The 25,547-nt window shown below is 64.7% G+C and carries 19 protein-coding genes and 1 pseudogene; 5 read left to right on the top strand and 15 right to left on the bottom strand.

All coding sequences use genetic code 11. The features are described 5' to 3' along the window. Positions 1 to 24 precede the first annotated feature (24 nt). Positions 25 to 726: an RNA polymerase sigma factor gene (locus QA635_RS14560; RefSeq protein ID WP_283069862.1), complete on the bottom strand. Its 702-nt coding sequence runs from the start codon at positions 724 to 726 to the stop codon at positions 25 to 27. Between the two features lie 751 nt (positions 727 to 1,477). Here QA635_RS14560 and QA635_RS14555 point away from each other — a divergent pair. From QA635_RS14555 to QA635_RS14545, 3 genes are read left to right on the top strand one after another with little or no spacing between them, the layout of a single operon-like run. Further along, a complete protein-coding gene (locus tag QA635_RS14555; RefSeq protein WP_341850423.1) occupies positions 1,478 to 3,742 on the top strand; it encodes a hypothetical protein in 2,265 nt (754 codons plus the stop codon). A gap of 58 nt (positions 3,743 to 3,800) precedes the next feature. Further along, complete coding sequence (locus QA635_RS14550) at positions 3,801 to 5,159, top strand: hypothetical protein (protein ID WP_283069858.1); 1,359 nt, start codon at positions 3,801 to 3,803, stop codon at positions 5,157 to 5,159. Positions 5,160 to 5,197: 38 nt separating this feature from the next. After that, a complete protein-coding gene (locus tag QA635_RS14545) occupies positions 5,198 to 5,923 on the top strand; it encodes a formyltransferase family protein (protein WP_283071641.1) in 726 nt (241 codons plus the stop codon). Positions 5,924 to 5,932: 9 nt separating this feature from the next. Here QA635_RS14545 and QA635_RS14540 read toward each other — a convergent pair whose 3' ends face one another. The 3 genes from QA635_RS14540 to QA635_RS14530 all read right to left on the bottom strand — a co-directional run bounded on the left by QA635_RS14540 (position 5,933) and on the right by QA635_RS14530 (position 11,424). After that, the gene (locus QA635_RS14540) at positions 5,933 to 6,154 is read right to left on the bottom strand and encodes a hypothetical protein (RefSeq protein ID WP_283069855.1); all 222 of its coding nucleotides are present in this window, start codon (positions 6,152 to 6,154) and stop codon (positions 5,933 to 5,935) included. 360 nt (positions 6,155 to 6,514) lie between these two features. Beyond that, entirely contained in the window at positions 6,515 to 7,969 is a 1,455-nt protein-coding gene (locus QA635_RS14535) for a short-chain fatty acid transporter (RefSeq protein ID WP_283069853.1), read from the bottom strand. Positions 7,970 to 8,022: 53 nt separating this feature from the next. Next, on the bottom strand, positions 8,023 to 11,424 hold the full coding sequence (locus QA635_RS14530; RefSeq protein ID WP_283069851.1) for a molybdopterin-dependent oxidoreductase: 3,402 nt from the start codon (positions 11,422 to 11,424) through the stop codon (positions 8,023 to 8,025). 143 nt (positions 11,425 to 11,567) lie between these two features. On the opposite strand from QA635_RS14530, the gene QA635_RS14525 reads away from it, so the two are divergent. Then, positions 11,568 to 12,245, top strand: a complete 678-nt coding sequence (locus tag QA635_RS14525) for a GntR family transcriptional regulator (protein ID WP_229193290.1) — start codon at positions 11,568 to 11,570, stop codon at positions 12,243 to 12,245. A 37-nt stretch (positions 12,246 to 12,282) separates the two neighbouring features. Here the strand turns inward: QA635_RS14525 and QA635_RS14520 are convergent, their stop codons facing one another. The 8 genes and pseudogenes from QA635_RS14520 to QA635_RS14485 all read right to left on the bottom strand — a co-directional run bounded on the left by QA635_RS14520 (position 12,283) and on the right by QA635_RS14485 (position 20,144). Then, entirely contained in the window at positions 12,283 to 13,446 is a 1,164-nt protein-coding gene (locus QA635_RS14520) for an acyl-CoA dehydrogenase family protein (RefSeq protein WP_283069849.1), read from the bottom strand. A gap of 119 nt (positions 13,447 to 13,565) precedes the next feature. After that, the gene (locus QA635_RS14515) at positions 13,566 to 14,333 is read right to left on the bottom strand and encodes a crotonase/enoyl-CoA hydratase family protein (protein ID WP_283069847.1); all 768 of its coding nucleotides are present in this window, start codon (positions 14,331 to 14,333) and stop codon (positions 13,566 to 13,568) included. Between the two features lie 32 nt (positions 14,334 to 14,365). After that, on the bottom strand, positions 14,366 to 15,148 hold the full coding sequence (locus QA635_RS14510; protein ID WP_028336964.1) for an SDR family NAD(P)-dependent oxidoreductase: 783 nt from the start codon (positions 15,146 to 15,148) through the stop codon (positions 14,366 to 14,368). 18 nt (positions 15,149 to 15,166) lie between these two features. Then, positions 15,167 to 16,417 carry an acetyl-CoA C-acetyltransferase gene (locus tag QA635_RS14505; RefSeq protein ID WP_283069844.1) on the bottom strand — a complete coding sequence of 417 codons (1,251 nt, stop codon included), beginning with the start codon at positions 16,415 to 16,417 and terminating at the stop codon, positions 15,167 to 15,169. A 216-nt stretch (positions 16,418 to 16,633) separates the two neighbouring features. Beyond that, positions 16,634 to 16,897 (bottom strand): annotated as a pseudogene (locus tag QA635_RS14500) (helix-turn-helix domain-containing protein); the annotation flags it as partial. A gap of 3 nt (positions 16,898 to 16,900) precedes the next feature. Further along, the gene (locus tag QA635_RS14495) at positions 16,901 to 17,314 is read right to left on the bottom strand and encodes a hypothetical protein (protein WP_283069842.1); all 414 of its coding nucleotides are present in this window, start codon (positions 17,312 to 17,314) and stop codon (positions 16,901 to 16,903) included. A gap of 848 nt (positions 17,315 to 18,162) precedes the next feature. Further along, positions 18,163 to 19,374 (bottom strand): CaiB/BaiF CoA transferase family protein, encoded by a 1,212-nt coding sequence (locus QA635_RS14490; RefSeq protein ID WP_076834220.1) that lies wholly within the window; start codon positions 19,372 to 19,374, stop codon positions 18,163 to 18,165. A 2-nt stretch (positions 19,375 to 19,376) separates the two neighbouring features. Further along, on the bottom strand, positions 19,377 to 20,144 hold the full coding sequence (locus QA635_RS14485) for an enoyl-CoA hydratase/isomerase family protein (RefSeq protein ID WP_283069839.1): 768 nt from the start codon (positions 20,142 to 20,144) through the stop codon (positions 19,377 to 19,379). 249 nt (positions 20,145 to 20,393) lie between these two features. Here QA635_RS14485 and QA635_RS14480 point away from each other — a divergent pair, with 249 nt between their 5' ends. Further along, positions 20,394 to 21,470 carry an AraC family transcriptional regulator gene (locus tag QA635_RS14480; RefSeq protein ID WP_283069837.1) on the top strand — a complete coding sequence of 359 codons (1,077 nt, stop codon included), beginning with the start codon at positions 20,394 to 20,396 and terminating at the stop codon, positions 21,468 to 21,470. 130 nt (positions 21,471 to 21,600) lie between these two features. Here the strand turns inward: QA635_RS14480 and fahA are convergent, their stop codons facing one another. Genes fahA through QA635_RS14465 form a run of 3 tightly spaced genes read right to left on the bottom strand, consistent with a single transcriptional unit; the run spans position 21,601 to position 25,002 of the window. Further along, positions 21,601 to 22,956: a fumarylacetoacetase gene (fahA, locus tag QA635_RS14475; protein ID WP_283069835.1), complete on the bottom strand. Its 1,356-nt coding sequence runs from the start codon at positions 22,954 to 22,956 to the stop codon at positions 21,601 to 21,603. A 37-nt stretch (positions 22,957 to 22,993) separates the two neighbouring features. After that, positions 22,994 to 24,688 (bottom strand): cation/acetate symporter ActP, encoded by a 1,695-nt coding sequence (gene actP / locus QA635_RS14470; protein ID WP_425249154.1) that lies wholly within the window; start codon positions 24,686 to 24,688, stop codon positions 22,994 to 22,996. Further along, complete coding sequence (locus QA635_RS14465) at positions 24,685 to 25,002, bottom strand: DUF485 domain-containing protein (RefSeq protein WP_283069834.1); 318 nt, start codon at positions 25,000 to 25,002, stop codon at positions 24,685 to 24,687. Before QA635_RS14465 ends, actP begins: the two co-directional genes overlap by 4 nt. Positions 25,003 to 25,547: the final 545 nt, after the last annotated feature.

The raw sequence follows: 25,547 nt of genomic DNA, 5'->3' as shown, positions 1-25,547 counted from the left end.
ATCTTCAGAAGCCGGAATTTATGGTTAGCAGTCCGTAAACGCGCCGCGCAGGTCGCGCTCGTGCCGCTTCAGCATCTCGCGCAGCTGCTGCCGTCCTCGCTTCAACAGCGACTCCACCGCGGCCACGGTCGTGTCCATGACCTCGGCGATCTCGCCATTGCTCATGTTCTCATGATACGACAGGATCACTGCGACGCGCTGCTGCTCGGGCAGCCGCTGCATCGCGACTTCCAGCAGATTGCCGATCTCGTTGCGCTCGATCACGGCGGAGGCATCGAGCTGGGTGTCGGCGACCTCGGGCACGACATCGACATTCTCGGTGCGCGGTTTGCGGCGCAGATCGATGCAGCGGTTGCTGACGACGCGATAGAGCCAGGTCGAGAACTTGGCGCGGCCGTGCTGCCAGCGGCCGCGATGGGTCCACACCTTCAGCATCGTGTCCTGCACGACGTCTTCGGCGTCGGCGGCGTTGCCGACGATGCGCAGCGCGATCGCGTAGGCGCGATCGACGTGGCGTTCGACCAGAGCACGAAATGCCGTCTCGTCGCCGGCGGCGAGACGGTCGAGCAAGTCCTTGTCTTCGTCGTGGATCTCGACGGTGTCGAGCGGGCCCGCATCGGCAACGGTGGGGACGTTGCCCCACGGCGCGGCCGCTTCGGCCGGTGCAACCGCGGCCGGCGTGGCCTCCACTTCGGCCGGTGCCCTCATATCAAGCGCGTAACTCATCCGCCGCTCTCCAACCAACGCCGCTGGCACACATTCCATGCGGCTTCTGAGCGTTGAACGGAGGGGTCCAGCAAACCAGGCGAACTTTTTTCGTTATTTTTCAAACGCTTAGCTGGATGTTTTTGCCGACCGCCCGGCAAAAGCTGCCGCTGCGCGTAGGCGCAGGGAAAAATGCGACGGAGTTTGGAGCAGTCGTTCAGCATCGCCTCGCATTTCCGCGGAAGAGATCGTCGCGTCGGAAAACGCTGTTGTCACACCAACTAACGCCACGCGAACCCATGCATGCGCCGAGCATGCGAGTGACTCACCGCCGTTGGTCGCCATCTTGCATTCGACGATTGCGACTAGGAAAATTTTTCCGAATCACTGTTTCGACGTTATCGGATTTTTTGAATCTGTCAGTCGCGAAGCGCGCGTTTTCGAATCCCGCATCAACTTTTTTGAACTGTCGCGCCTGATTTGTCTCACGCGCGCGTTCAACGCATGAGGACTGGCGGGAATTTTGCGCATGACAATCATGACGGTCGACGCGACGCGTCGAGCGCAGAATGTTTCTGCATGTTCATTCGATGTTTTCGATACATTTCTGTTGCGCGCCTGCACGACGCCGGATGGCGCATTTGAAGGGGTTTTTCAGCGTTCCTGCATTGCTGAAAAATTTCCGAACATGTCCGCCAGTTTCGTTCAGCATCGAATCCAGGCGGAGGCGCGAGCGCGCAAAGTATCGCAAGAGCGCCGCGGCTCAACTGAAGTGCGCATCGCCGACATCTACAAATACTTTCCGTTCAGGCTGTTCGGCCTGACCCGCGATGCGCTGCACGATCTCGCGCAGATCGAGTTCGACACCGAACTGGAGCTCTGCCGCGTCAATCCCGAAATGCTCGAGCAATATCTGGACATGAAGCGCGGCGGTTTTCGCGTCGGCTTCATTTCCGACACCTACTGGAGCACCGACCAGCTCGCGCAGCTGCTGCGTTCCTGCAGTCCCGGGCTGAGCTGGGATTTCCTTTATGCGTCCTGCGATCACGGCAGCAGCAAGAGCGAGGCGCTGTTTGAGGCCTATCTTGCCGAGCAAGGCATCGACGCGGCAAGCTCGTTCCATGTCGGCGACAACCACACCGCCGATATCAAGGGGGCGCGCCGTCACGGCATCCGTCCGCGCTACTACCCGCAGGCCGGCGCGGCGCTGGCTTCCAAGTTTCAACGCGAAGCATCGATCTTCGAATTGCTGTGTCCCGATCAGCCGTCGCGGCTCGATTGCGGTGCCCGCACGCTGCGGCGCGCGGTGACGGCGAAGAGCGCGGAGCATTCTCCCGCCTTCAACCTCGGCGTGACCGTGCTCGGCCCCGTGATGGCGGCGTTCGACGCATTCATTGCCGCGCGGCGCAGCGCGCTTGCTCGCGAGGGCGCGCGCGTTGCGGTCGGCTTCCTCGGCCGCGACGGCCTGCTGCCGCATCGCGTCTGGCAGGCAAACCACGGCGAGACCGGCGCCTATATCGAGATCAATCGTCGCGTCAGCCTGGTCGGGTCTGCCGATACGCTCGAACCACTCTGTGAGCTGCTGAGCCGGGTCGTCAAGATCGACGCGGCGACCTTTATCGACATCGTCAAGGTGCAGCCGCTCGCAGTGATGAAGTTCTTCGCGCAGTATCCCGACGGCATTGCCAGCGGTCGCGAACTCGCCGACGCCCTGCCCGATCTGATGGACCCGCGCGAAATCACCGATATCGCTGCCGGCGTCCGGGCCCGTTTGCTGACCTATCTTCGCGCGCATATCCGGGATTTCGACGGCTGCACCGATCTGATCCTGGTCGACCTCGGCTATTCCGCAAGCGTGCAGAAATCGTTGCGGCGAATTTTCGATCGCGAGGGCATCCGCATTCGACTGCACGGCGCCTATCTGCTGACGCTTGACGATGCCTTCGACGACATCGCCGATGACGACACCGCGGAGGGCCTGATCTCGGATCGCGTCGTCACGCCGCACGTCAAGCGCATGCTGATCCGCAACGTCGCCTTGCTGGAGCAGCTGTGCTGTTCCACGGAAGGATCGGCGCGGGATTATCGTGACGGTGACGTGTTGCGCGAGGGTGATCAGCGCCCGGCCGCCCAGCTGGCGCTGGCGACCGAGGTGCAATCCGGGACGCTCGCCTATGTTTCGCGCGCCCGCGAGTTGGCACCACGCTACGGATTGCAGCCCGATGCCGGCCCCGCGGTCGCGGCGCGCTGGACGGCCGCCGTGCTCGGACGCCTCCTGCTGCTGCCGGACGATGATGAACTCGCGCTGCTCGGCGGCATCAAGCATGACGTCAATCTCGGCACCCAGGCGCTGGCGCCACTGCTCGATGCCGACTTCGTCAATGATAGCATCATCGCCCGCGGCCTCATGACCGCCTGCACGGCTCCGGCGCCCCCGATGTGGCTGGCGGGCAGCTTTGCCGCCCTGTCGCCGTCGCATGCCTATCTCTACACGCTGTTCGGCGCCAATCGCCTGCCCGCTAATGTGTTCGGCGAAGCGCTGTGCGGGACGCTGCAGGTCGGTCTGTTCGATCGGAACGGCCAGGCGTCGCTGGAGGCGATCAGCGTCTATCATACCGGGCTCGGCGATCTTCGCCTGCGGATCCCGCTGTCGCGCCGGATGGCGATCGCGACTATCGCGCTGCCGCTGGCCAAGCTCACCCGCGACGGGATGCTCCACGGCATCACGGTCCAATACGGCCAGAGCGCCGCGAAAGCCGCCGAGGGTTCGAACGTGACAGCGATCGCCGAGGGACGGCTCATCGATGTCGGCCTCGAACGGCGCGGCTGTCACTTCTGCGCCACCAGTGACGACGGCATGCTGCTCATCCCCGTCGACGGCTTCGAAGACGACGTCGCCATCTACACGGTCGCGCTGACCGCCCTCGACCATGATCGCATCCTTGCGGTCGCGGACCGCGACGGCAACGGCGCCGCTTCGGCCACACTGACCTGGCGCAGCGCCAGAGGCATGCCGACAACGAACGACGACAGCTGATTTGTCCGCCTGATCCGGCCGCCCCGCACGTAGAAGGTTAACAAGGGGTAGTGCGGGCATGATTTCGGCTGATACGGCGCAAGCGGACGGCTTGCAGACGAACTTCGACCAATTGCTAGCGGCGAACGGCATCCGGATGTGCGCGGCGCAGCGCCGGCGGCTCGCATGGTTATCGGAGCGGCTCGGACCCGCGGTCGTCCATCAGTCCGGCTCGGCGCCGGCGAGGGACCATGGCGTCATCATCCTCATCGAGCCGCCGAGCGGCCCTGCCGCAGAGATGCTTTACCGGTCGCTTCGCGCCGACTGCGCGGTCGTCGTCCCCTTCGGCGAAAATCCCGCCTTCGACTTCCTGAAATCCAAGCTGACCGACTTCGGAACGATCGGGCCGAGCTTCGATGGCCCGCATGAGATGTGGTGGGGCGGCCTCAATTGGCGCCCGATCGCGCCCGAGCAAGGCTCGAGGTCCGGGGCATCGCTGCGCGTGGTCTCCTGCTATCCCCGCGCCTGCGGCGACGATCATGCCCGCGCCCTCCGCGACAAACTGGCCGAATTTCGGATCCCCTGCGATATCGCACCGATCGACACCGCAGACGGCGAGCACATGCGCGCAGCCGAGAAATCCGCCTTCTTGCTGCGGATGTGGGAGCAGCATCGCGAGCCGCTGCTGTTCATCGAGGCCGACGCAGTCCTCAGCGAGCCGCCACTGCTGCCGTCATACCTTGATTGCGAGATCGCGCTCCACAAATGGAACCGGTGGGAAATGTCGGCGCGCACCCTCTATCTCGGCCGTTCGCCCGCCGCCGAAACGGTGCTGCGCAACTGGCATCACATCGCGAGCGCCTATCCCGCGGTCTGGGAAGGCTATTCGCTCGACCAGGCCTGGAGCCTGACGTCGTCGCAGATGGCGCTCGACACCGTCTGGCTGCCGCGCTCATACCACGCCCCAGCTGAAGACGCCGGCACGCCCCGCCACACCACAATCGTTCACAACCTGCCTACCGACAGCAGCGATCTTGGACCGGACGCCGAATTCGGCGTCGCGATGCGGGCCGCGCGGCGCGCCAGCCGCAGCGGCGGCCGTGACGCCATGATCGTGATCCGGTCGCAGGCGGCCTCGAATCATGCGATCACCGTGATCATGCGCGATATCGCGGCCAGCGACGCGCGCGAAATGGCTGCCAGCATCGAGGCGGTCACCGGCGCGTTCGCAGCCGATTGCGGCGGGTTCGGCAGGCTCGAGCTCGCACTCTGCCCCTGGCAGGACGATATCCGCGCGGCGAAATCGGCCGCGAAAAGCGCAAACAACCGCATCATCGAGATCGCGCCGTGGCAGACGCTGCCGGCCGACCTGTTCCGCACCGTGGGCCAGTCCCGCGATGCCGGCAGCGTCGTCGTGATGGCCGGGCAGCGCGGCTGATGAATGCTGGGAAGACAGAGCAAGGGAAGGACATCGACATCGTGAAGACAATCATCCTTCTTATCGGCGTCGCCAACCAGCAATTCGCGCTTACCGAGCTGTTGAAGGCACACAATCCGGCGCTGTCATTCCGCTGCGCGGTAACGGCCGACGAGCTCGCCGCGATCGAGCCGGAGGTCTTGCGCGAGGCCCGGCTGTTGGCCTTCACCACCAGCGTCATCGTGCCGGAGCACATTCTGGCGGCGCTCGGCCACGGCGCCTACAATTTCCATCCCGGCCCACCGCAATATCCCGGCTGGGCGCCGGCGCATTTCGCGCTCTATGACGGTGCCCGCACCTTCGGCGCGACGGCCCATGTGATGGCCGCGCGCGTCGATTCCGGCCCGATCGTCGGGGTCGAGACCTTCATCATTCCCGACAAGATCAGCGTGCGCGGGCTCGAACAGATCGCCTATGTGCGGCTTGCCCATCTGTTCTGGCGGATGTCGCGCGATCTCGCCTGCAATCCCATGCCGCTGGCGGAATTGGAGATCGCCTGGTGCGGAATCAAGAGCACGCGGCGGATGTACCGCGAGATGTGCGAGCTTCCCGCCGGCATCAGCGCCGGCGAGCTGGCGCGCCGGATCCGCGCCTTCCACGACGACTTTCGCGGCATCCCGCTGACCTGCTCGCTGCACGGCATCCGCTTCCAGCTAGCAACGACTACCATGCAGGTGCCCGAGGCGCCGCAGGTGGTCTCGCCGCCGCTTGCCGCGGCCTCCTGAGCAACGGCCTCAACCGCGCGTCGCACCGCCCCGGACCTCGCGGTGCCGCTGCAAATGCGCCCTCACCGCACGCTCCGCGGCGCGCGCGGAGCCGAAATAGCCGCCGTCGAGGACGTCAAAGGCGCGGTCGGAGGAGAAGAAGCAGAAGCCGCTTTTGTCGCTGACGACGATGCCGGCGGTCCGATCCGATACTTCGATGACATAGGCTTGAGACATTTGGGCTTGGGACATGCGTGTTCGATCGCCGGACGACGGCGCTCCTGTCTGATTGTCGGGTGCTTGACTTGTTGGAGCGATCAACAACAGACGCCGGTCGCCACCGAGACGCAGCGATGCTGCATGCGGTTTCGCATGTCGCACATCAAGCTGCGGTGGTCGTGTCTCATTGCGGTGGCCTTGAACAACGCGGGGTATCGCGCAGCAATATCCGGCCGAACCGCGCGGCGGTCAATGAAATGGCTGACCAAAGATAAGAGTCCGGCGCGACGCCTCATTCGCGGCCAGCGGAAAAACAGCACAGTTTTGGTGGTGACGGTCGTGGAGCGCTGAATTGGCCGGGCACCGTGCATCCCGGTGCCCGGCCAAGGTCGCTCAGGGCAGGATCGGCGGGTGATAGGTGAAGGTCGCCATCAGGATGGCCGCCAACAGCATCACGATCGGGAAATGGATGAAGAACTGCACCGAGGTGTAGCCGATCAGATCCTTCGACTTCAGGCCGAGGATGCCGAGCAGCGGCAGCATCCAGAACGGGTTGATGAAGTTCGGCAGCGTCTCGGCGATGTTGTAGACCATCACGGTCCAGCCGAGATGCGCGCCGATGTCGTTGGCCGCCTTCATGATGTATGGCGCCTCGATGATCCACTTTCCGCCGGCCGACGGCACGAAGAAGCCGAGCAGCGCCGAATAGATTCCAACCAGGAACGAAAATACGGTGGAATTGCTGGAGGCGCCGACGAACCAGTGTGCGATCGTGTCCGACAGCGTCGTACCGCTGCTGTTCGGGACCTTGGTCAGGATCTGCGCAATGCCGGCGTAGAACGGAAACTGCAACAGCACGCCGGAGACACTCGGCATCGCCTTCGAGAACGACTCGATGAGGCTGCGCGGACGCCAGTGCAGCACGATGCCAAGGATGAGGAAGACGAAATTATAGGTGTTGAGGCCCGACAGCGTGATCAACGGATTGCCCGACTGGAATGTCTGCCACAACCAGCCGGCGGCAAGCACGGCGATCAGGATCGTCAGCAGCGGGCTGAACTCGAGCCAGTCGCCCGGACGCGCCGGCTTCCTGGCCTCGATGCGATCATCGCCGAGCGCTACGCCGAGGTCTTCGGCCGTCTTGGCCTGCTCGGGCGCCGGCGTCGTGAAATAGCAGATCGCCGCGGACACGACGGTCACCATCACGACGGTGACCATATTCTGCCAAGTCAGGATGGTTTCGGAGAAACCGATCACGCCGGTGATCGGCAGGAGCGACGCCGGAATGCTGCCGGCATTGGCCTGCAGCTGCGCGGCCGAGGAGGTGATGCCGAGGGTGAAGCCGCAGCCGAGCCCGAGATAGCCGGCGGCGCCGGCCGCCCGGTAGTCGAGCCTGATGTCGGTGCGCCGTGCGATCTCGCGCACCAGAAGGCCGGAGAAGATCAGGCTCAGGCCCCAGTTCAGCAGCGACAGGAAGATGCTGAGCACGCCGACAAAGACCACCGCGCCGCGCCCGGTCTTCGGCACGCTGGCGAGCCGCGCCAGCACGGCCGCCACCGGCGGCGACATCGCCACGACATAGCCGCCGATCGCGACCAGCGCCATCTGCATGGTGAAGGGAATCAGGTTCCAGAACCCGTCACCAAACGCGCGGCTGACGGCGAGCGGCGAACCGCCATGCAAGATCGCGCCGATCGCGACCGCAATCACCGCGATCAGGACGAAGACGTAGGCATCCGGAAACCAGCGCTCCGCAAACGCCACCAGGGCTTGCGAAAATCGCGCTATGATGTTGTCCGCGACAGGTTTTCGTAAGCTCATGGTTTGATCGTGCGTTGCATTCGTCATCAATCTGATCCCCTTCCGGTAACGCGGTTACAGCCTTCAATCGTGTTTGGTCATCAAAGCGCGAGCGTGAGATCGGTCAGCGGCACAGCCTGGCAGGCAAGGCACTGTCCCTCACTGCCATCGACAGGGCCGAGATGGGTGAACTCGCCATCGACGACCTGAACCGCGCAGCTTTCGCATTGCCCGACACGGCAGCCGCTCGGCAGCGCGACGCCCGCCGCACCCGCCGCATCAAGCAGCGTCCCCTGCTCCGGCCGCCAGGAAAAACTCTGCTTGCTGCCCGCAAGCCGGACGGTGCGCGGCGCAAGATCGCTCGGCACCGACGGCGGCGACACGAAGCTTTCAGCAAAAATGTCGAAGCGCGGCACGCCGAGCGCCGTCACGGCCTCGATCTGTGCCGCAACGAATTCCGGCGAGCCGCAGATGTAGACCAGCGGCCAACGCGGCAACAGCGGCTTGACCTCTCCGAGATCAACCCTCCCCTTGCGCAACGAATGCGAGTGGATCGGATCCTGCGCGAACGGCGCGGAATAGAACGTCACACGCTTCAGCCCCGGAATACCGGTTTCCAACTCCGCAAGCCGCTCGGCAAACGGATGCTCCCGACTGCTGCGGCAGCCGTGGAGCAGCAGGATTTCGCCAACGCGATCTTGTGGTGCGATCCGTTGCAGCGTTTCGAGATGGCTGATGAACGGCGTGATGCCGATGCCGGCGGCGAGGAAGATCAGCGGCCGCTGCCCCTTCAATGGCGGCGTGAAGATGCCGCCCGGCGGCTCCAGCACGACCTCGTCTCCGACGGCAAGACGGTGCAGACGATCCGGCATGAAGAACGGCGCGTCGCCGCTCGGCGCCTCATTGAAGAAGCGCCCCTTCACCGCTATCGAGAGCACATCCGGCCGATCGCCCGATCCGGTCAGCGAATAGGCCCGTGCCTGCGTTGCGCCGGGCAGCGAGACCATCACGTGCTGGCCCGGCAGGAAGTCGGGCAGCGGACCGCCGTCAAGCGGCAGCAGGTTGAGCGCGATGACATTATCTGCCTCGGCGCGGCGCGCACCGAGCGTGAACCGCCGCTGACCGCTCCACAAGCCGCGACTGGCAACGCCGTCGCGCCTGATGTCGCAGACGATCGCGCGCAGCGGGACGGAGCCGCTGACCGGATCGCGCGCATCGTCATGCAGCACGGCATTGATGTTGCGGGTGTGGATGCCTGCCGTCGCGGAACGCTCGCGGCCGAGCGGCGGACAGTCTTCCCACCAGCCGAATTCGGAGACGACGACCCGATCGTCGAGCGCCGCATTGAGGCGCACCTTCAGGCGCACGTCACCGCCATGCGTCTCGACCACGGCCCAGTCGCCTTCGGCAAGGCCGCGCCGCGCCGCGAGCTGCGGACTGATCTCGACGGCCGGATCGGGTGACTTGCGCCGCAGCGAGGCGACGTGCCGATAAGAGGAGTGAACGAACCAGCCGCTCTTGGCGGTGGAAAGCACGAGCGGAAAGCGTGCATCCGGCGCTGCCGTGAGCGGGCTGCCGACCGGCTCGACATGGTCGGGCAAGGGATCATACCCGTGTCCCAGCATCAGCTCGGAATAAAGCTCGACGCGGCGCGTCGGCGTCGCGAATCCGGCAACCGTTCGGTCCTCTTGCGCCACGGCGTATTTTTCGTCGCGGAAGATCTGCGGGAAGCGGCGGCCTTCAGGATGCCCGCGCAAATCCTCGACACCGATGCCGAGCGGCGCGAGCTGATAGTTCCAGCCGGCCGTGATATCGCCGCCGAAGAACAATTCGCCCATCCCGAGCTTGAGCGCGAGCGCGGCGGCGATCTCGTAATCGGCCTTCACTGCGCCGACCGGCTCGACCATGCGCGGGCGAAACTGCACGGTCTCGACGGCTTCCTGCGTGATCTCGAATCCGATCTTGAGCGCATCGCGCTCCCACGGCGTGCTGGCCGGCAGCACGAAATCGGCGCTCTCCGCGGTCGGGTTCATGAACATGTCGATATGAACCTGGAATTCCAGCGCGTTCAGCGCGGCACGGTTGCGCTCGGAATGGCCCTGCGAGACGACGAAGTTGGTGCCGAAGGCGACCAGCGCGCGGACCCGGTAAGGCTCGCCATCGAGCACCGCCCTGCTGAAATCGCGCGCCGTGATCCAGCCCTTGGCCGGCGGGCCGAGCGGCAATTCGGCAATGCCCAGCGCCTTCGCCTGCTGCTCCGGCGACAGGATATTGTAGTCGTTGAGGGCACGGGTCGGCGGCGGCACCGGCCAGCGATTGCCGCCGGGCCGATCGCAAGCGCCGGTCAGCGCATACAACGTCGCAATCGTGCGCTCGATCGCGGTCGCGTTGGTGTGCTGCCCGACGCCGGTCCAGGAATGATAGGCGAGCCGCGGCCGGCGAGCGAGCAGCGCGTTGAACGCGTCGACGTCCTCGACAGGAAGCCAGGTCAGTTCCGCGACGCGCGCCGGCGTGTAAGGCGCGGCTCGCTCGACGAGCAGCTCGAACGCGGTTGCCACCGCTATCATCCGGCCGTCGCGTGTGCGGACCTGCAGCGCGCCACGCAGCTGGCCACAGCTCTCCGGCGCGTAACGCGTGTCGCAAGGCACGGCCGCGCCCGACGCATCGAGACGAACGAAAGCCTCCGGCGCGCCATCCGGCCACAACGCGTCGGCGCGCAGGAAGCGTCCCGTCGCACGATCGACCAGCAGCGATCCATTGGTCCATGCGCTGACGAAATCCGCATCGAAGCTGTCGGTTGCGACGAGGTGACGGATCGCCCCCATCGCGAGCGCGCCATCGGCGCCCGGACGGATGCGCAGCCACAGATCGGCCTGCTGCCCCGAGCCGTTCGGCTTGGGATCGACCACCACGACCTTGGCGCCGCGCCGCCGCGCATCGGCGATCCGCGTTGCCTGGGCGAGCCAGGTTCGCGCGGGATTGTGGCCCCACAGGATAATCGCATCGGCATTGTCGTAATCGGGAAAGCCGATGCCGCGGCCGAAGGTCAGCGCGTGCGCATAGTCCTTGTGCCAGCCACAGATCTCGACCGCATAGATCAGGTTCGGGCTGCCGAAGCCGCGGATGAAGCGCTCGACCCACTCGAAACTGTCGACCATCGGCGTACCGCTCGGCGTGGTGACGCCGAACGCCACCGCTTCGGCGCCGCTCTCGGCGCGGATCGTGCCGAGCTTCTCGGCGATCTCGGTCAACGCCTCATCCCACGACACCTCGACCCAGCCCGGATCGGCGGCACCGCGCGGCTGGGTCCGCTTGAGCGGGACGGTCAGCCGGCGCGGGCTGGCAACGATCTCGGGGGCCGCGCGACCCTTGGCGCATAGGGCGCCACCGGTCGGGTGGTTATTCAATACCTCTATACCGACAAGACGCCCATCCTCGACCACGGTGACGGCACCGCAGCGCGAGCGACAAAGCGTGCAATAGCCGGGTAGCCGCTGTTTCACCGCCGTCTCACTATCCGATCGCCCCTTGTGACGCATTCTTGTAATGCGTTACACATTTACGTCATACGCTACCGGCGGCGTCAAGGCTAAGTAATAATCAGCGACGAATCGGAGTTCCCAGCGAGAGGCGGCCACGACCACCGATGGACCAGAATTTGCGAGAACAGGTGCTGCAGCGGGTGCGGGCCGAGATCATTTCCGGGCAGAGCCTTCCGGGCACGATGTATTCGGTGCCGAGTCTCGCGGCGAGCCTCGGCGTCTCCTCGACGCCGGTGCGCGAAGCGCTGCTTGAGCTCAGCCGCGGCGGCCTGGTCGAGCCGATGCGCAACCGCGGCTTCAAGGTGGTGGAGCCGACGCTGACTGAACTGCGCAATCTGTTCGACATGCGCGAAGTGCTCGAGCTGCACGCCGCCGTGCTGGTCGCCGCCAATCCACCGAAGGATCTAACAATCGTACGCGGCTGGGCCGACCAGATCGCCAGGGCCGTGGAGACCGACGACGTCCAGCTCTATCTGGAAGCCGACCGCAACTATCATCGCGAGTTCATCGCGGCCGCCGGCAACGACCTGCTGACCGACACGGTGATGGGCCTGCGCGACAAGATGCGGCTCTACGGCATCAGCTCCCGCGCCGGCCACGAGCGGCAGCAAGCGTCAGTGCCTGAGCACTACCGGTTGATCGAGCTCGCGCTCGCCGGCGAGACCGAGGCGCTGACCACCCTGCTGCGCACTCACATCCGCTCCTGGGAGCCGATCTTCGTCGATGCATTGCTGCGCTCGAAGGAGCATGCGCGCGAACCACTGCGGCAGGCCCGCGGCTGATGCGGAGCGGAGGCAGATAGCCGGTCATGGTGACCGGCTAGTCCAGAATGCTCTTGTAGTGCTCTGAGAAAACATCGCGGCCGATGATCAGCCGCATCACTTCGGAGCTTCCTGCCAGTATTCGATTGACGCGCGCGTCGGTAAACATGCGACTGATCGGATATTCATCCATGTAACCTGCGCCGCCGTGCAACTGGACGCCAAGATCGAGCATCTTCCACTCGACCTCCGACGACATCATCTTGGCCTTGGCGCCCATGTTGCTGGTCAGGCGTCCGGCATTGTGTTCGGCCACGCAGTGATCGACATAGACCTGCACGAGATCGATTTCGGCATCCATCTCCGCCATGCGGAACTGGGTGTTCTGCTGTTCGGCGAGCGGCCGGCCGAACAATTTGCGGTCCATCACGTAGGCGCGCGTGATGTCGAACGCCTTGCGGCCGTTGGCGATCGATCCGACCGCGGAGATCAGCCGCTCCTCGGCAAGGCCTTCCATCAGATAGTAGAAGCCCCTGCCGGGTTCTCCCAGCACGTTGGCCTTGGGCACCTTCACATTGTTGAAGAACAGTTCGGCAGTGTCCTGCGCCGGCATGCCCATCTTCTTGAGATTGCGGCCGCGCTCAAAACCTTCCATGCCGCGCTCGACGATCAGAAGCACCATGGCATGCTTCTTCTCGGCGCCCGCGAGCTTGGCCGCGACGATCACCACGTCGGAATTGATGCCGTTGGAAATATAGGTCTTCGAGCCATTGAGCAGGAAATGATCGCCCTTGTCTTCCGCCGTCGTCCGCATGCCGGCGAGGTCCGAGCCCGCGCCGGGCTCGGTCATCGCGATCGCCAGGATGGTCTTGCCGCTAACGCATTTCGGCAGGAACCGGTCGCGCTGCTCCTCGGTGCCGAAGCGTTTGAAGTAAGAACCGACCAGTCGGCTGTGCAGCGTGTTGAACCAGCCCTTGCAGCCCGAGCGCGCGGTCTCCTCGATGATGATCTGCTCATAGCGGAAGTCCTCGTCGCCCATTCCGCCATATTTTTCCTCGGGCCAGATCATCAGGAAGCCGAGGTCGCCGGCCTTCTTGAACGCGCTGCGGTCGACGATGCCGGCCTCCCGCCATTCCTCCATATGGGGCGCAATCTCGCTGGCGAGAAACTTGCGGTAGGAGTCGCGGAAGATGACCTGGTCTTCGGTAAAGCTGCGCATCATTCACCCAATAGCGCTGTCATGGAAACCGCCGGCGTGCGCCGAGTCACCGGTACAAAAAATTGGAGCGCCGGTTCTGCTGCAATCAAAACCGACGCTCCGTCATCGAAACAGGCGATGCGCTACTTGCCCTTCCAGTTCGGCGCTCGCTTTTCGGCAAAGGCAGCCGCGCCTTCGCGGGCATCCTCGGATACGAAGACAGGACCGACGATCTCCTGCTGCCTCTTCCACATCTCATCTTCCCGCCAGAGCCGTGATTCGACGATCACCTGCTTGGATGCCTTGACGGCGAGCGGGCCGTTGGCGCCGATCGCTGCCGCGAGCTCAAGCGCGGCGTCGAGCGCCGGGCCGTCGGTCACGCGATTGATGATGCCGAGTTGATAGGCGCGCTCGGCGCCGAAGAACTCGCCCGTCAATGCGAACTCCATCGCCACACGGAACGGCATCTGCCGCGGCATGCGGATTAGCCCGCCGGCCGCGGCAGCCAGCCCGCGCTTCACCTCGGGGATCCCGAACTTGGCGTTGCGGTTGGCGACGATCATGTCGCACGACAGCGCGATCTCCATCCCGCCGGCGAGCGCATACCCGTCGACAGCCGCGATCAGCGGCTTCTTCGGCGGCGCCTCGGTGAGGCCGGCGAAGCCGCGGCCGGGGATCGACGGCCGCTCGCCTTTCAGGAACCCCTTGAGGTCCATGCCCGAGCAGAATGTGCCGCCGGCGCCGGTGATGATGCCGACGCTCAAGGAATCGTCGGCGTCGAGCCGGTCGATCGCCGCGGCCACGCCCTTGGAGAGGGCGAGATTGGCCGCGTTCTTGGCTTCCGGCCGGTTCAGGGTGATGATCAGTATCGGTCCGCGGACTTCAGTGAGGACCGGAGTTTCTTCGGACATCGCTCTCGTCTCCTGTTGCCGTGCGCGGTCGCTTAGCGCGGGGCCATGCGGATGGCGCCGTCGAGACGGACGTCTTCACCGTTGAAGTAGCCGTTGGTGATCATGGTCAGCGCCAGATGCGCATATTCCTCCGGCATGCCGAGACGCTTCGGGAACGGCACCGACGCGCTGAGCGCGGCCTTGACGTTCTCCGGGGCGCCCTGCAGCAGCGGGGTGTTGAAGATGCCCGGCAAGATGGTGTTGACGCGGATGCCTTCGGCCATCAGGTCGCGCGCGATCGGCAGGGTCATGCCGACGACGCCGGCCTTCGAGGCCGAATAGGCCGCCTGCCCCATCTGGCCGTCTTCGGCCGCGACCGAGGCTGTGTTGACGACCGCACCGCGCTCACCGTGCTCCAGCGGAGCCAGCGACAGCATGCCCTGCGCCGACTTGGCGATGCAACGGAAGGTGCCGACGAGGTTGATCTGGATGATGCGGTTGAAGGCGTCGATCGGGAAGTGGGTGGGCTCGCCGGTTTTCTTGTCGCGGCCCGCGGTCTTCACCGCGTTGCCGGTGCCCGCGCAGTTCACCAGGATGCGCTCCTGGCCATGCGCGGCGCGGGCCTTGGCGAAGCCCGCATCGACTTGCTCGTCCGAGGTGACATCGACCTTGCAGAACACACCGCCGATTTCCTTGGCGATGGCTTCACCCTTCTCTTCGTTGAAGTCGAAGATCGCGACTTTCACGCCTTGCGCAGCCAGCGCGCGCGAGGTGGCAGCACCAAGGCCGGAAGCCCCGCCGGTGACGACGGCGGCGACCGATGAATCGAGTTTCATGGCAATATCCTTTCGCGATCACATGCGTTCGATGATGATGGCCGGTGCCATGCCGCCGGCGGCACACATGGTGACCAAGCCATAGCGTCCGCCGCTGCGCTCGAGCTCGTCGAGCGCCGTGCCGATCAGGATCGATCCGGTCGCGCCGATCGGATGGCCGAGCGCGATCGAGCCGCCATTGATGTTGACCTTCTCGCGGTCCAGCTCGAGGTCGCGGATGAATTTCTCGGCAACGACCGCGAAAGCCTCGTTGATCTCCCAGACGTCGATGTCGTTCTTGGTCAGGCCGGCCTTGGCGAGTACCTTCTTGGCCGCCGGAACCGGCGCGTTGAGCATCAGGGTCGGATCGTCACCCTGGTTGGCATAGGCCACGACGCGGCCGCGCGGCTTGAGGCCGTGCTTCTCGGCATATTCCTTCGACGTGATCAGCACCGCGGCGGCGCCGTCCACCACGCCCGAGCTGTTGCCGGCATGATGCACGCCCTTCCACTCGAGGTTAGGATAGCGGCGCTGGATCTGCTTCTTGAAGGTCACGCCGTTACCGAGGTCGAAATCGGCAAGCTGCTCGAAGCTCGGCTTCAGCGAAGCCAGTCCTTCGGCAGTGGTTTCCGGGCGCGGGAATTCTTCGCGATTGAGGGCAACGCTGCCGTCGTCGTTGAGGACGGGGATCACCGACTTGGCGAAGCGGCCTTCATCGATCGCCCGCTTGGCGCGCCGCTGGCTCGTCAGCGCCAGTGCATCGCAGGCCTCGCGGCTGATCCCCTCGCGCGTCGCGATGGCGTCGCCGCACACGCCCTGGTGCGACTGCGGGTGAATCTCGTCGAGCGCCGGATTGCCCGAACCCATCATCCGCGCCGGCTGCCCGGCCTTGGAGCGCTCGGCTGCCAGGGTCTGTTGGTAGCTCATCATCTCGGTGCCGCCGGCGATGACGCAATCTTCCATCCCCGACATCACGGACGCTGCCGCGAGGTTCACCGAGGTGATGCCGCCGCCGCAGAAACGATCCAGCGTGGTGCCGCTGGCGTTGATATCGTAGCCTGCCGCGAGCGCGGACATGCGTCCGAGATCGCCGCCCTGCTTGCCTTCCTGAGTCGATGTCGACCAGATGATGTCATCGACGGTCGACGTATCGAGCTTGTTGCGCTCCTTGAGCGCGCCGAGCACCGTCGCGGCCAGATGCTGCGGATGCAGGTGCGACAGCGCCCCCTTGCCCGGCTTGCCGATGCCCCGCGGCGTGCGAACAGCGTCAATGATGTATGCTTCAGACATGCGTTTCCCTTTGCTTCGGATGTTTCGTTAGCTTGCGCTCGTACCGATAGTCCCAACCGTCTCCGCGAGGCGTCAACGGTGTGGCGTCACCGCAAGCGGCTCGGCAATCGAGTTGCGCTGATCTTCGAAGTACCCGAAGCGCGGCACCTGCCGGAGTTGCTGCTCGTCGGCGCAGACAGGCTTGTCGCAACCCTGCGCAAACAACGGCGCGCCGGGCGCAGCGGCGTGGGGACCGAGAGCATATTTCTGCTCTTGCGGCAGATAGATCAGCTGCCCGATCTGGGTAAGCGTCAAGGTGAGACGCGAGACCGTCGATCGCGGAAGACCGCAGCGATCGGCGATTTCGCGATTTCCCAGGCGTATGCTTCGACCTTCGAAGCAACGCACGATGTCGAATGCGCGCGACACCACCTGGATCACGCGCCGGTTGTCCGTGCCGGCGGTCTCTTGCGCCATCAGTACCTCAGATCGACGTCCCATCGTTTACGCCTCACTCCTCATTTTCCATACGGGTGAACGAAGCCCACTCTGCTTCGGGCGGCAGACGCCGATCCGCGACATCACGGCCGGGCGCGCAACGCTCGCGCGCCCGAACTGATGTGCGAGATTTGGCGGCAGGGGTCCGCGGCGCGCACCGCGTGGGCGATCGCAGCGGTGCTGCACAGATTTTTCCGGGATCGACGGTTTGACGCGATGGCCGGTCGCTCCGGCGTTCGGTCTGCCCGCGGTGATCACACTGACGTTGCGCTCGGCAAAGCGTGCGGCGGGCTCGGCAAGGTCATTCTCAGCCTGTTCGAGGCCGCTGCGCACGGAATGCACCAACACCTGGTCTTCCAGCCAAGTGAAGCCGCGGCCGCGCGGGGCAAGCAGCTTCGGATGTCTCTGGCCGGCCAGCATCAGGCGGATTCTTTCCCTAGGGTTTCGGGCTTTAATTAATTGATTAATTAGTCAGGTGATTAAAGTGGGCGCTCTCCCCTGTCAACCGCCCTCGCCGCAGGGCGCCCCGCGCAGCCCGCACCTTCACCCCAACTCCTGTCAGCGCTGTCGTGATGAACTTCGTCAAATTCAAACGGCGATCGAAATTCCGCGCGCGATAGCGGACATGCCCCGACAATTTGCGTGCCGCTGCGAAGCGCACGCGCAAGCGTGAGAGCAGAGATCAGGAAGCGGCGTGAGGAAGCAGGCGATAGCGGTTGCCGGAACAGACGCGACCGGCCGGGATGACCGTTACGAGGGCGGACTTAAGCTATGAAAGCTTGGTGGGCGCACCAGGGCTCGAACCCGAGACCCGCTGATTAAGAGGCGTATGATTTGTTAGCAAAATCAACGGCCATTCCGACAAATCGCTCGTAGAGCGTGCATTGAACCTCCAGTTTGATTTCCTCTTGTCGGAATGGGGCAAGGCAAATTTCGAGCGAGCCCGGACCAACTGACGATAAGGCGTCGGGAATTCGAGGCACTGGTCCGCTGCATCGCTAAGCCCACTATTCTCGAAGCCCTCTTTTCTACCTACGGGCAGGCAAACTCGCGAGGTCGCCTCCTGATACCCCGTCAAAGGCCTCCTTTCGCCCGCAATTCCACTGCGAGAGGGTTGGAACCAGTTAGGTGCCGGCCTGGGGAGGCTCGCGTCGCGAAATGTCCGTCGCGGAAAGTGCCGAGAAGGTCGGAGCGGATCGCTTGATGTCGTCGGATTCCTCCTCCATCCAATTGAAGCGATCTTTTTGCCATGCCCGGACAAGCTCCGCCTATCGCCGGCTGAGCAGGATGTTGCGGTGCTGCAGATCCTTGATCCTTTCGGGCGCAAAGTCGAGCTGGCCAAGGACGTCTTCATTGTGCTCGCCCTGATAGGCCGGCATGCCGGGCGACGGCAGTTCCGAGCGACTGAAGATCCAGGGATTGCCCGGCATTCGGACCAATCCGCCGGCCCGGTCATCGACCTCGACCACGGCATTCCACTCCTTGGCCCAATCAGTCTCCACGAACTCGTTGACGGTGCGCACGCGCCCAACCGCGAGCCCGGCTTCACTGACTTGCGCCTGCAACTGCTCGAGATTCTCGAACGTCGTAATCCAGGCGCGGATTTCGGCGAGCAACGGCGCGAGGTTCTGCCGGCGCAGGCTGGCGGTGGCGTAGCGGGCATCGGCCAGCAAATCGCTTCGCCGCATCATCGCGCAGTAGCGCGTGAACATCGGCGAATAGATCGGGCTGGCGGCGATCGTCAGGCGAGTGCCGTCGGACATCTCGAAGATGTGCGACTCATTAGCCGACAGCGCGATAGGCTCGCCGTCGGTGTCGATCCCCGACATCATCGCGCCGGCGCGCTCGTTGACCGACAGCATCGTCGCAGCCATCGACACGTCGACGTGCTGTCCCTCGCCGGTGCGGTTGCGATGCTGGAGCGCGGCGAGCACAGCGATCACGCCCTGCAGCCCGGTATAGACATCGGCATGGCTGCACGAATCGCCGCGTGGCTCCGACAATGCCGCACCGAAATGGTCCTGCACGATCGAGGTCAGGCCGGTCTCGGCCTGCACCGTAGGCGCAAAGGCCGGCCGGTTGCGCCAGGAGGTCGACTGCCCGTAGCCGCTCAGCGAGACATAGATGATGCCGGGGTTGAAGGCACGGACGTCGTCGTAGCTGAAGCCGAACCGCGCCAAGGTGCCGGGACGGAAATTCTCGACGATGACGTCGGCCCCCCTACACAGGCGGGTGACTATCTCGCGTCCCTCAACATAGTTCAGATCGATGCTGAGATTCCGCTTGCCGGCGTTCTGCTGCACGAAATAGAGACCCATACCACCGACGTAAGGCAGTCCGGCGCGGCCAATGTCGCCGGACGGCGGCTCGATCTTGGTGACCTCGGCGCCGAGGTCACGCAGCGCCTTGGTGCAATGCGGACCGGCCAACACGCGAGTGAAATCGACCACCCGCAATCCCTGAAGAGGCGCAGCCGACATCGTCAGTCTCCCTCGAAGACAGCTGTTGCCGGGCCCGACGCGAAGAAGGCGTCGGCGCCGCGCTGGCGATCCCTGGCCTTCCAGATCATGTCGTTGATCTCGACCTGTCGCGCGTCGGCAGCGGCGACGCCGCCGCGCGCCTGCAGGTTCGCCTGCATCTTGATGCCCGCGATGACCTTGGTCGGGCCGGCGGCGAGCTGTCGGGCCATGGTCATCGATGAAGCGCCCAATTCGGCTTCCGGGACGACGAGGTTGATGATGCCCCAGCGTTCGAACGCCTCGGGAGTGTGACGGCGGCCGAGCATCGCGATCTCCTTGGCCCGCGCGATGCCGGCGCGTTGCGCGATGCGCTGCGTGCCGCCGAGCAGCGGCAGCAACCCGACCGCAACCTCGACCTGGCCGAGGAACGCGGTGTTCGCTGCGATAATCATGTCGCAGGTCAGCGTGAGCTCAAGCCCGCCGCCAAGCACGCCGCCATTGACGGCGGCAACCGTGGGAATCGGTACATCCTCGAGACTACGCCAGATCTTTTCGAGGCCCGCCTGATCGGTGTGCAGCTTGGTGCCGGTTCCCCAGGACGCCATCTCCGCGCCGGCGCAGAAGTGCCGCATCGAGCTACGCAGCAGGATGGCGCGGCAGCCGGCCGCAACCACAGCGTGGTAGGCGCCGACCACATCGTTGATGAGCTGGTCGTCGAGCAAATTGTGCGGCGGCTTCGCCAGCGTCACCACGCCGACCTTGCCGTCCATCTCGTGAAGTACTGTCGTCATCAGGTTCCCTCCGCTCGATACAAAAGCCGGCCGGCAGCGCTTTCGACGCAGCGTCACGGCGGTCAGACGTCTCCTCGCTGCGAGCCTGCCCGGCGCAGATCCCGCTGTTCTGATGATTTGAATGTCGTCCGTCATAACAAACGTGACAACGTCAAGCTCTGCCAATTATGATGTCGAAAATTGCCAAACGGCCGGAAGAGCCGTTCGTCGGCCTGTCAATCTGTGCCAGCCGGACGTGGAGGAAGTGCCATGAAGCCGATCAAGATCGTGATGCCGATCTCGAGCGACCCCGATGCGCCGACGCAGAGCCTGCTCGGACTCGGCGCGCTGGCCGCCGAGCTGGCGGCGCAGGGCGTGTCGGTTCGGGAGCTGTTTGCACGGACCGGTCTCGATGCTTCCCAGCTCGAGGATCCCCACGCTCGCATCTCGCACCGCCAGCGGCTGGCGATCTACCGCAACGCGATGCGGCTGGCGAAGCGCTCCGATATAGGGTTGCTCGCAGGCGCTCGGCAGCGCATCAGCGATTACGGCATTTACGGCTATGCGCTGGTGTCGAGCCGGACATTCGGCGAAGCGCTGATGTTCTCGCTCGATCACATCACCATGGCCGGGCCGGCAGTAAGGCAGATCAGCTTCCGGATCGAGCACGGGACGACCGCGATCCTTCGCAGCCATGGGCTCGACCCGCTCGGCGAGCTGCTGCCGTTCGCCGCGGAATTCTGGCGCAGCTCGATGACCGCGGTGTTCAGCCGCATCCTCGAGTCGCCGTTCCCGAGCAAGAGGATGATCTTTCCGTTTGCCGCACCCGTGCACTGGCGCAACTACGAGCGGATGTTCAACTGCCCGATCGACTTCGGCGCCGATCGCATGGAATGGCATTTCGATGCCAAGGTGCTCGATCTGCCCTGCCCCAATGCAAACCCGATCACCGCGAAGATCTGCCAGCAGCTCTGTGACGTCGTCTTGACCGAGCATCCCGGCGAATCCGAGCTAGTAAGGCGGATCAGAGCCGCCTGCCTCAACAGCCCCAGCCGATTTGCGGGCGCGCCGGAGATCGCATCCAAGCTCGGGCTGTCGCTGCGAACGTTCCACCGCAGGCTGGCGGTGGACGGGCAGTCGTTCCAGTCGATCGTCGACGGGATGCGGCAGTCGATTGCGACGGAGTTGCTCGAGAACACCCATCTGGCAATCGATCAGGTCGCCGAGCGTGTCGGCTTTGCCGACGCTACCAGCTTCCGCAAGGCGTTCAAGAAGTGGACCAACCGCTCGCCGTCGGACTTCCGTCACCCTACAGCGCAGCGGCCAGCAGCGTCGCCAGACGCGTGACCAGCAACAGCGATAACCCGACCGCCAATGTCAGGAGCTGTCCGAAGCGGAAGTCGTCTGGATCGAGCGCTGCGTTCTGGAGCTGTGCGTAGGTTAGCAGCGATTGACACTCCATATCACCCTCCCGCCATCAGGCATGGTTGTTTCCGGCAATGACGGCGTCCGCCGGCCCGATCCTGCCGACGCATGAGCCGAAGCCGATGCTCGCAAAACCTTCCAGGCTGCAGCGGCCGCGGAAGGTAACCTCGTCGCCGTCCTCGAGGAAGCCGCGGCGCTCGCCGCTCGGAAGCACGGCCGGCCGTGATCCGGCGGCGGTGAACTCGAGCATGCTCGAAAGCTGCGCCGGGCTAGGCCCCGAAATGGTGCCAGTGCCGATCAGGTCGCCCGGCAGCAGATTGCAGCCGTTGATGCTGTGATGCGCGATCATCTGCGCCGGGGTCCAATACAGGTATTTGGCATTGGATGTGAGAATCGCCGCAGCGGGCTGGTTCGCGGCGCGCATCTGCGCGGTCGAGAGCAGGACCTCGAGGTGGACATCGAGTCCGCCGTGCGATTGATCGGCCGCGTCGAACAGATAGTCGAGCGGACGCGGATCGCCGTCCGGCCGCGCCGGCGCCGGGACACGGAACGGCGCCAGCGCATCCGACGTGACGACCCACGGTGACACCGAGGTGGCAAAACTCTTGCTGAGGAACGGTCCGAGCGGAAACATCTCCCAGCGCTGGATGTCGCGCGCCGACCAGTCGTTCAGCAGCGAATAGCCGACGATCTGCTGCGATGCTTCGGCGATCGGGACGGGATTGCCGAGCCGGTTGCCGGCAGCGAGGTAGAAGCCCATCTCGAGCTCGAAATCCAGCCGTTCGCACGGGCCAAAGCCCGGCGCTGCGCCCGCCACCGTGGGCGGGCGTTGCCCGAGTGGCCGTCGCACCATCCCGCGCCCCACTTGCACCGACGAGGCACGGCCGTGATAGGCGATGGGCACCCATTTGTAGTTCGCGGGAAGCGGATTTTCCGGCGTCAGCAGCGCGCCCGCCGCCCGCGCATGATAGATGCCGGCGTAGAAGTCCGTGTAGTTCGAGATGCGTGTGGGCAGATGCAGCGTCGCATCCGCGATCGACGTCAGCAATTCGGAGGCGCGGCGCCTGGTGTCATTGGCCGCGCTGCCCTGCCCCAGCAGATCGGCGGCGCGGCGGCGCAGCTTCCGCATCGCCATAGGTCCGAGCGCGAACAGCGCATTGAGCGTGCCTTGCTGGAGTGCCTGGCGGATCGGCGCCGCGAGGTGCTCATCGGAACCGAGCGCTCGCTTCAGGTCGAAGACGAAATCTCCGATCGCGGTGCCGATCCGCGGCTGCGTATCGGCCGCGGTGCTGAAGATGCCAAGCGGCAGATTCTGGATCGGGAAGTCGGTCGCGCCGCCGTTTGCCGTCTCGACAAAACTCCGCCGTGCCGGGTCGTGGGTCTCGTCGAGTTGAACTGCGTTGGTCATGCTGTCTTCCAGGTTCCTCGATCCGTGCCGTCCATTGTCACGAGGCCGCGGCTGCGAGAGCCGGGCGTTCGCTGGCCAAAACCGTTCCGATCTCGGATTGGATGAACTGCGCCGCAAACGCCTCGCGTTCGCGCGCAGCGCGCTCGCTGCGATCCGTTACCGAGAAGAGCCAGACGAACAGGAAGGCGAGCGGCATCGAGACCAGAGCCGGATTGTCGTAGGGGAACAGCGCCGTCGGAAAGCCGAGGACGGCGACCCAGACCGTCTTGCTCAGCACGACCAGCACGACCGACGCGACGAGGCCCGCGAGACCGCCGGCGACGGCGCCGCGCGTCGTGGTGCCACGCCAAAACATCGCCATCGCCAGCACCGGAAAATTGCAGCTCGCGGCCACCGACAACGCAAGTCCGGCCATGAACGCCACGTTCTGGTTCTCGAAGGCGTAGGCCAGCAGAACCGCAACGACGCCGATGGCCACAGCCGAGACCTTCGAGACCAGCAGTTCGCGCGCTTCGGATGCCTTGCCGCCGGCCAGCACCTGGCCGTAGATGTCATGACTGACGGCGGAGGCGCCGGCGAGCGTCAGGCCGGCGACGACGGCAAGGATGGTCGCGAATGCCACCGCGGAGATGAATCCGAGCAGCAGCGGACCGCCCATCGCGTGGGCGAGATGGATCGACGCCATGTTCGGCCCGCCGACCAGATCGGCGATCTTGTTGAACTGCCCGGATGCCGCGACATTGAAATAGCTCGGATCCGTCATAAGGATCGCTGCGGCGGCAAAGCCCAGCACCGGAATGATCCAGCAGAAATACGCGACGCAGGCCGTCGCATAGAACACCGATTTGCGGGCCGCGGCGGCGTCCTTCACCGTGAAGAACCGCATAAGGATATGCGGCAGGCCGGCGGTGCCGAACACCAGCGCGAGGCCGAGCGAGATGGCGGACACCGGTTCGGCGAACAGTCCGCCGGGGACCAGAATAGCGGCTCCCTTGGGATGGACGTGGCTTGCGGCCTCCAGCAGCCGTCCGAGGCTGAACTCGAAATGCCACAGGGCAGCCAGCGCGAGCAGCGTTCCGCCGCACAGCAGCAGCACCGCCTTGGTGATCTGAACCCAAGTGGTCGCCTGCATGCCGCCCACGATCACATAAAGGATCATCAGCACGCCGACGCCGAGCACGGCGAAGATGTAGTTGATGCCGAAGAGCAGCTGGATCACCTTGCCCGCGCCGATCAGCTGCGCGATCAGGTAGAACAGCACAACGACGAGACTTCCGGTCGCGGCGACGAGCCGGACCGGCGTCCGCTGCAGGCGAAACGCGGCGGCATCCGCGAAGGTGTAGCTGCCCAGATTGCGCATGCGCTCCGACATCAGGAACAGCACTATCGGCCATCCCGTGAGAAAGCCGAGCGCGTAAATGAAGCCGTCGAAGCCGTTGGCGTAGACCAGCGCGGATATGCCGAGAAATGCGGCCGCCGACAGGAAATCGCCAGCGGTCGCCAGACCGTTCTGCACCGGCGTGATCGCGTGTCCGGCGGTGTAGAAGCCCGCCTTCGATCCGGTGCTGCCGGCCGAGCGCCAGGTGATGACGAGCGTGACGGCGACGATAATCAGGAACATTCCGATCGCGATCCAGTCGGGCCCACGCGCCGCCGCGGCTGGCGCGCCCTGGGCCATCGCCGCGAATGGAAACACCACACAAAGTGCGATCAGCAGCCATCTGGCGATCATCGGCCGAGCTCCCGATTGACTCTGCGCGCGAGTTCGTCGAAGCGCGTGTTCGAGCGCTGAACATAGAAGGCGGTGAAGGCGATGATCGCCGCAACCATGAGAAGGGCGAGCGCGAAGCCGAGCGGCATCGCGCTGCCGGCGAAACTCGCGCCGAGCGCGGCTTTCGCGGTCGAGATCAGCGCGATGAAGCCGAAGAACATGACCAGCGTCAGGATGGACAGACCCCATCGCAGCCGCGCGCGTCCCGAGACCAGTTCCCTGAACGCGGCGTCGGCAAGGATTTCTCGCGTGCGGTCCGGCAACAGTTGCGGCATCCGATTCCTCCCTCGGAGACATTTTGCTGATCGCCGTGCCCATCCGCGTGCGTTGCGCCGCAGAGATTCAAGGCTCGGGGTGTCTCCTCTCCAGGCTCGGAGCATTAGAATCCGGACCGCATCCGGCAAGGTGATATCCTGCCAAACTCCGGGTGATTTCATGCCATGCTGGGCGCGCCGCGATTGTCGCGCCATCACCTGTCTCGACATCCCGCGACGATGCACAAGCTGGAGAGTCGTAATTCGCCTGTCAGCCGACCTACGGGCCGTCGTCGATGCCTGGGCGGCAAAGCAGGACGATACTCCGGGCCGCTCTGAGGACGTCCGCCGGCTCATCGAGTTCGAGCTAACTGTATCGCCCACGGCGCTGCGCGCTGAACGGCACAGCCCCAGGGAGCGCGCCCGCGAATTGGCAGGCGACGCAATCCACAAGGTGACCGACAGTACAGCCAGCCAAGACGATCAGGCCAGCCGCAAGCGCAAGCTCATCAAAAGGCCGGAGCGGTTTCACAAGGTACGCCGCGACAGAAATCTAAAATGATCAC

Source organism: Bradyrhizobium brasilense, from assembly GCF_029714345.1.
Lineage (GTDB): Bacteria > Pseudomonadota > Alphaproteobacteria > Rhizobiales > Xanthobacteraceae > Bradyrhizobium > Bradyrhizobium australafricanum.
Note: the sequence above shows the minus strand (reverse complement) of the source record. Positions and strands in the feature narration are given on the sequence as shown.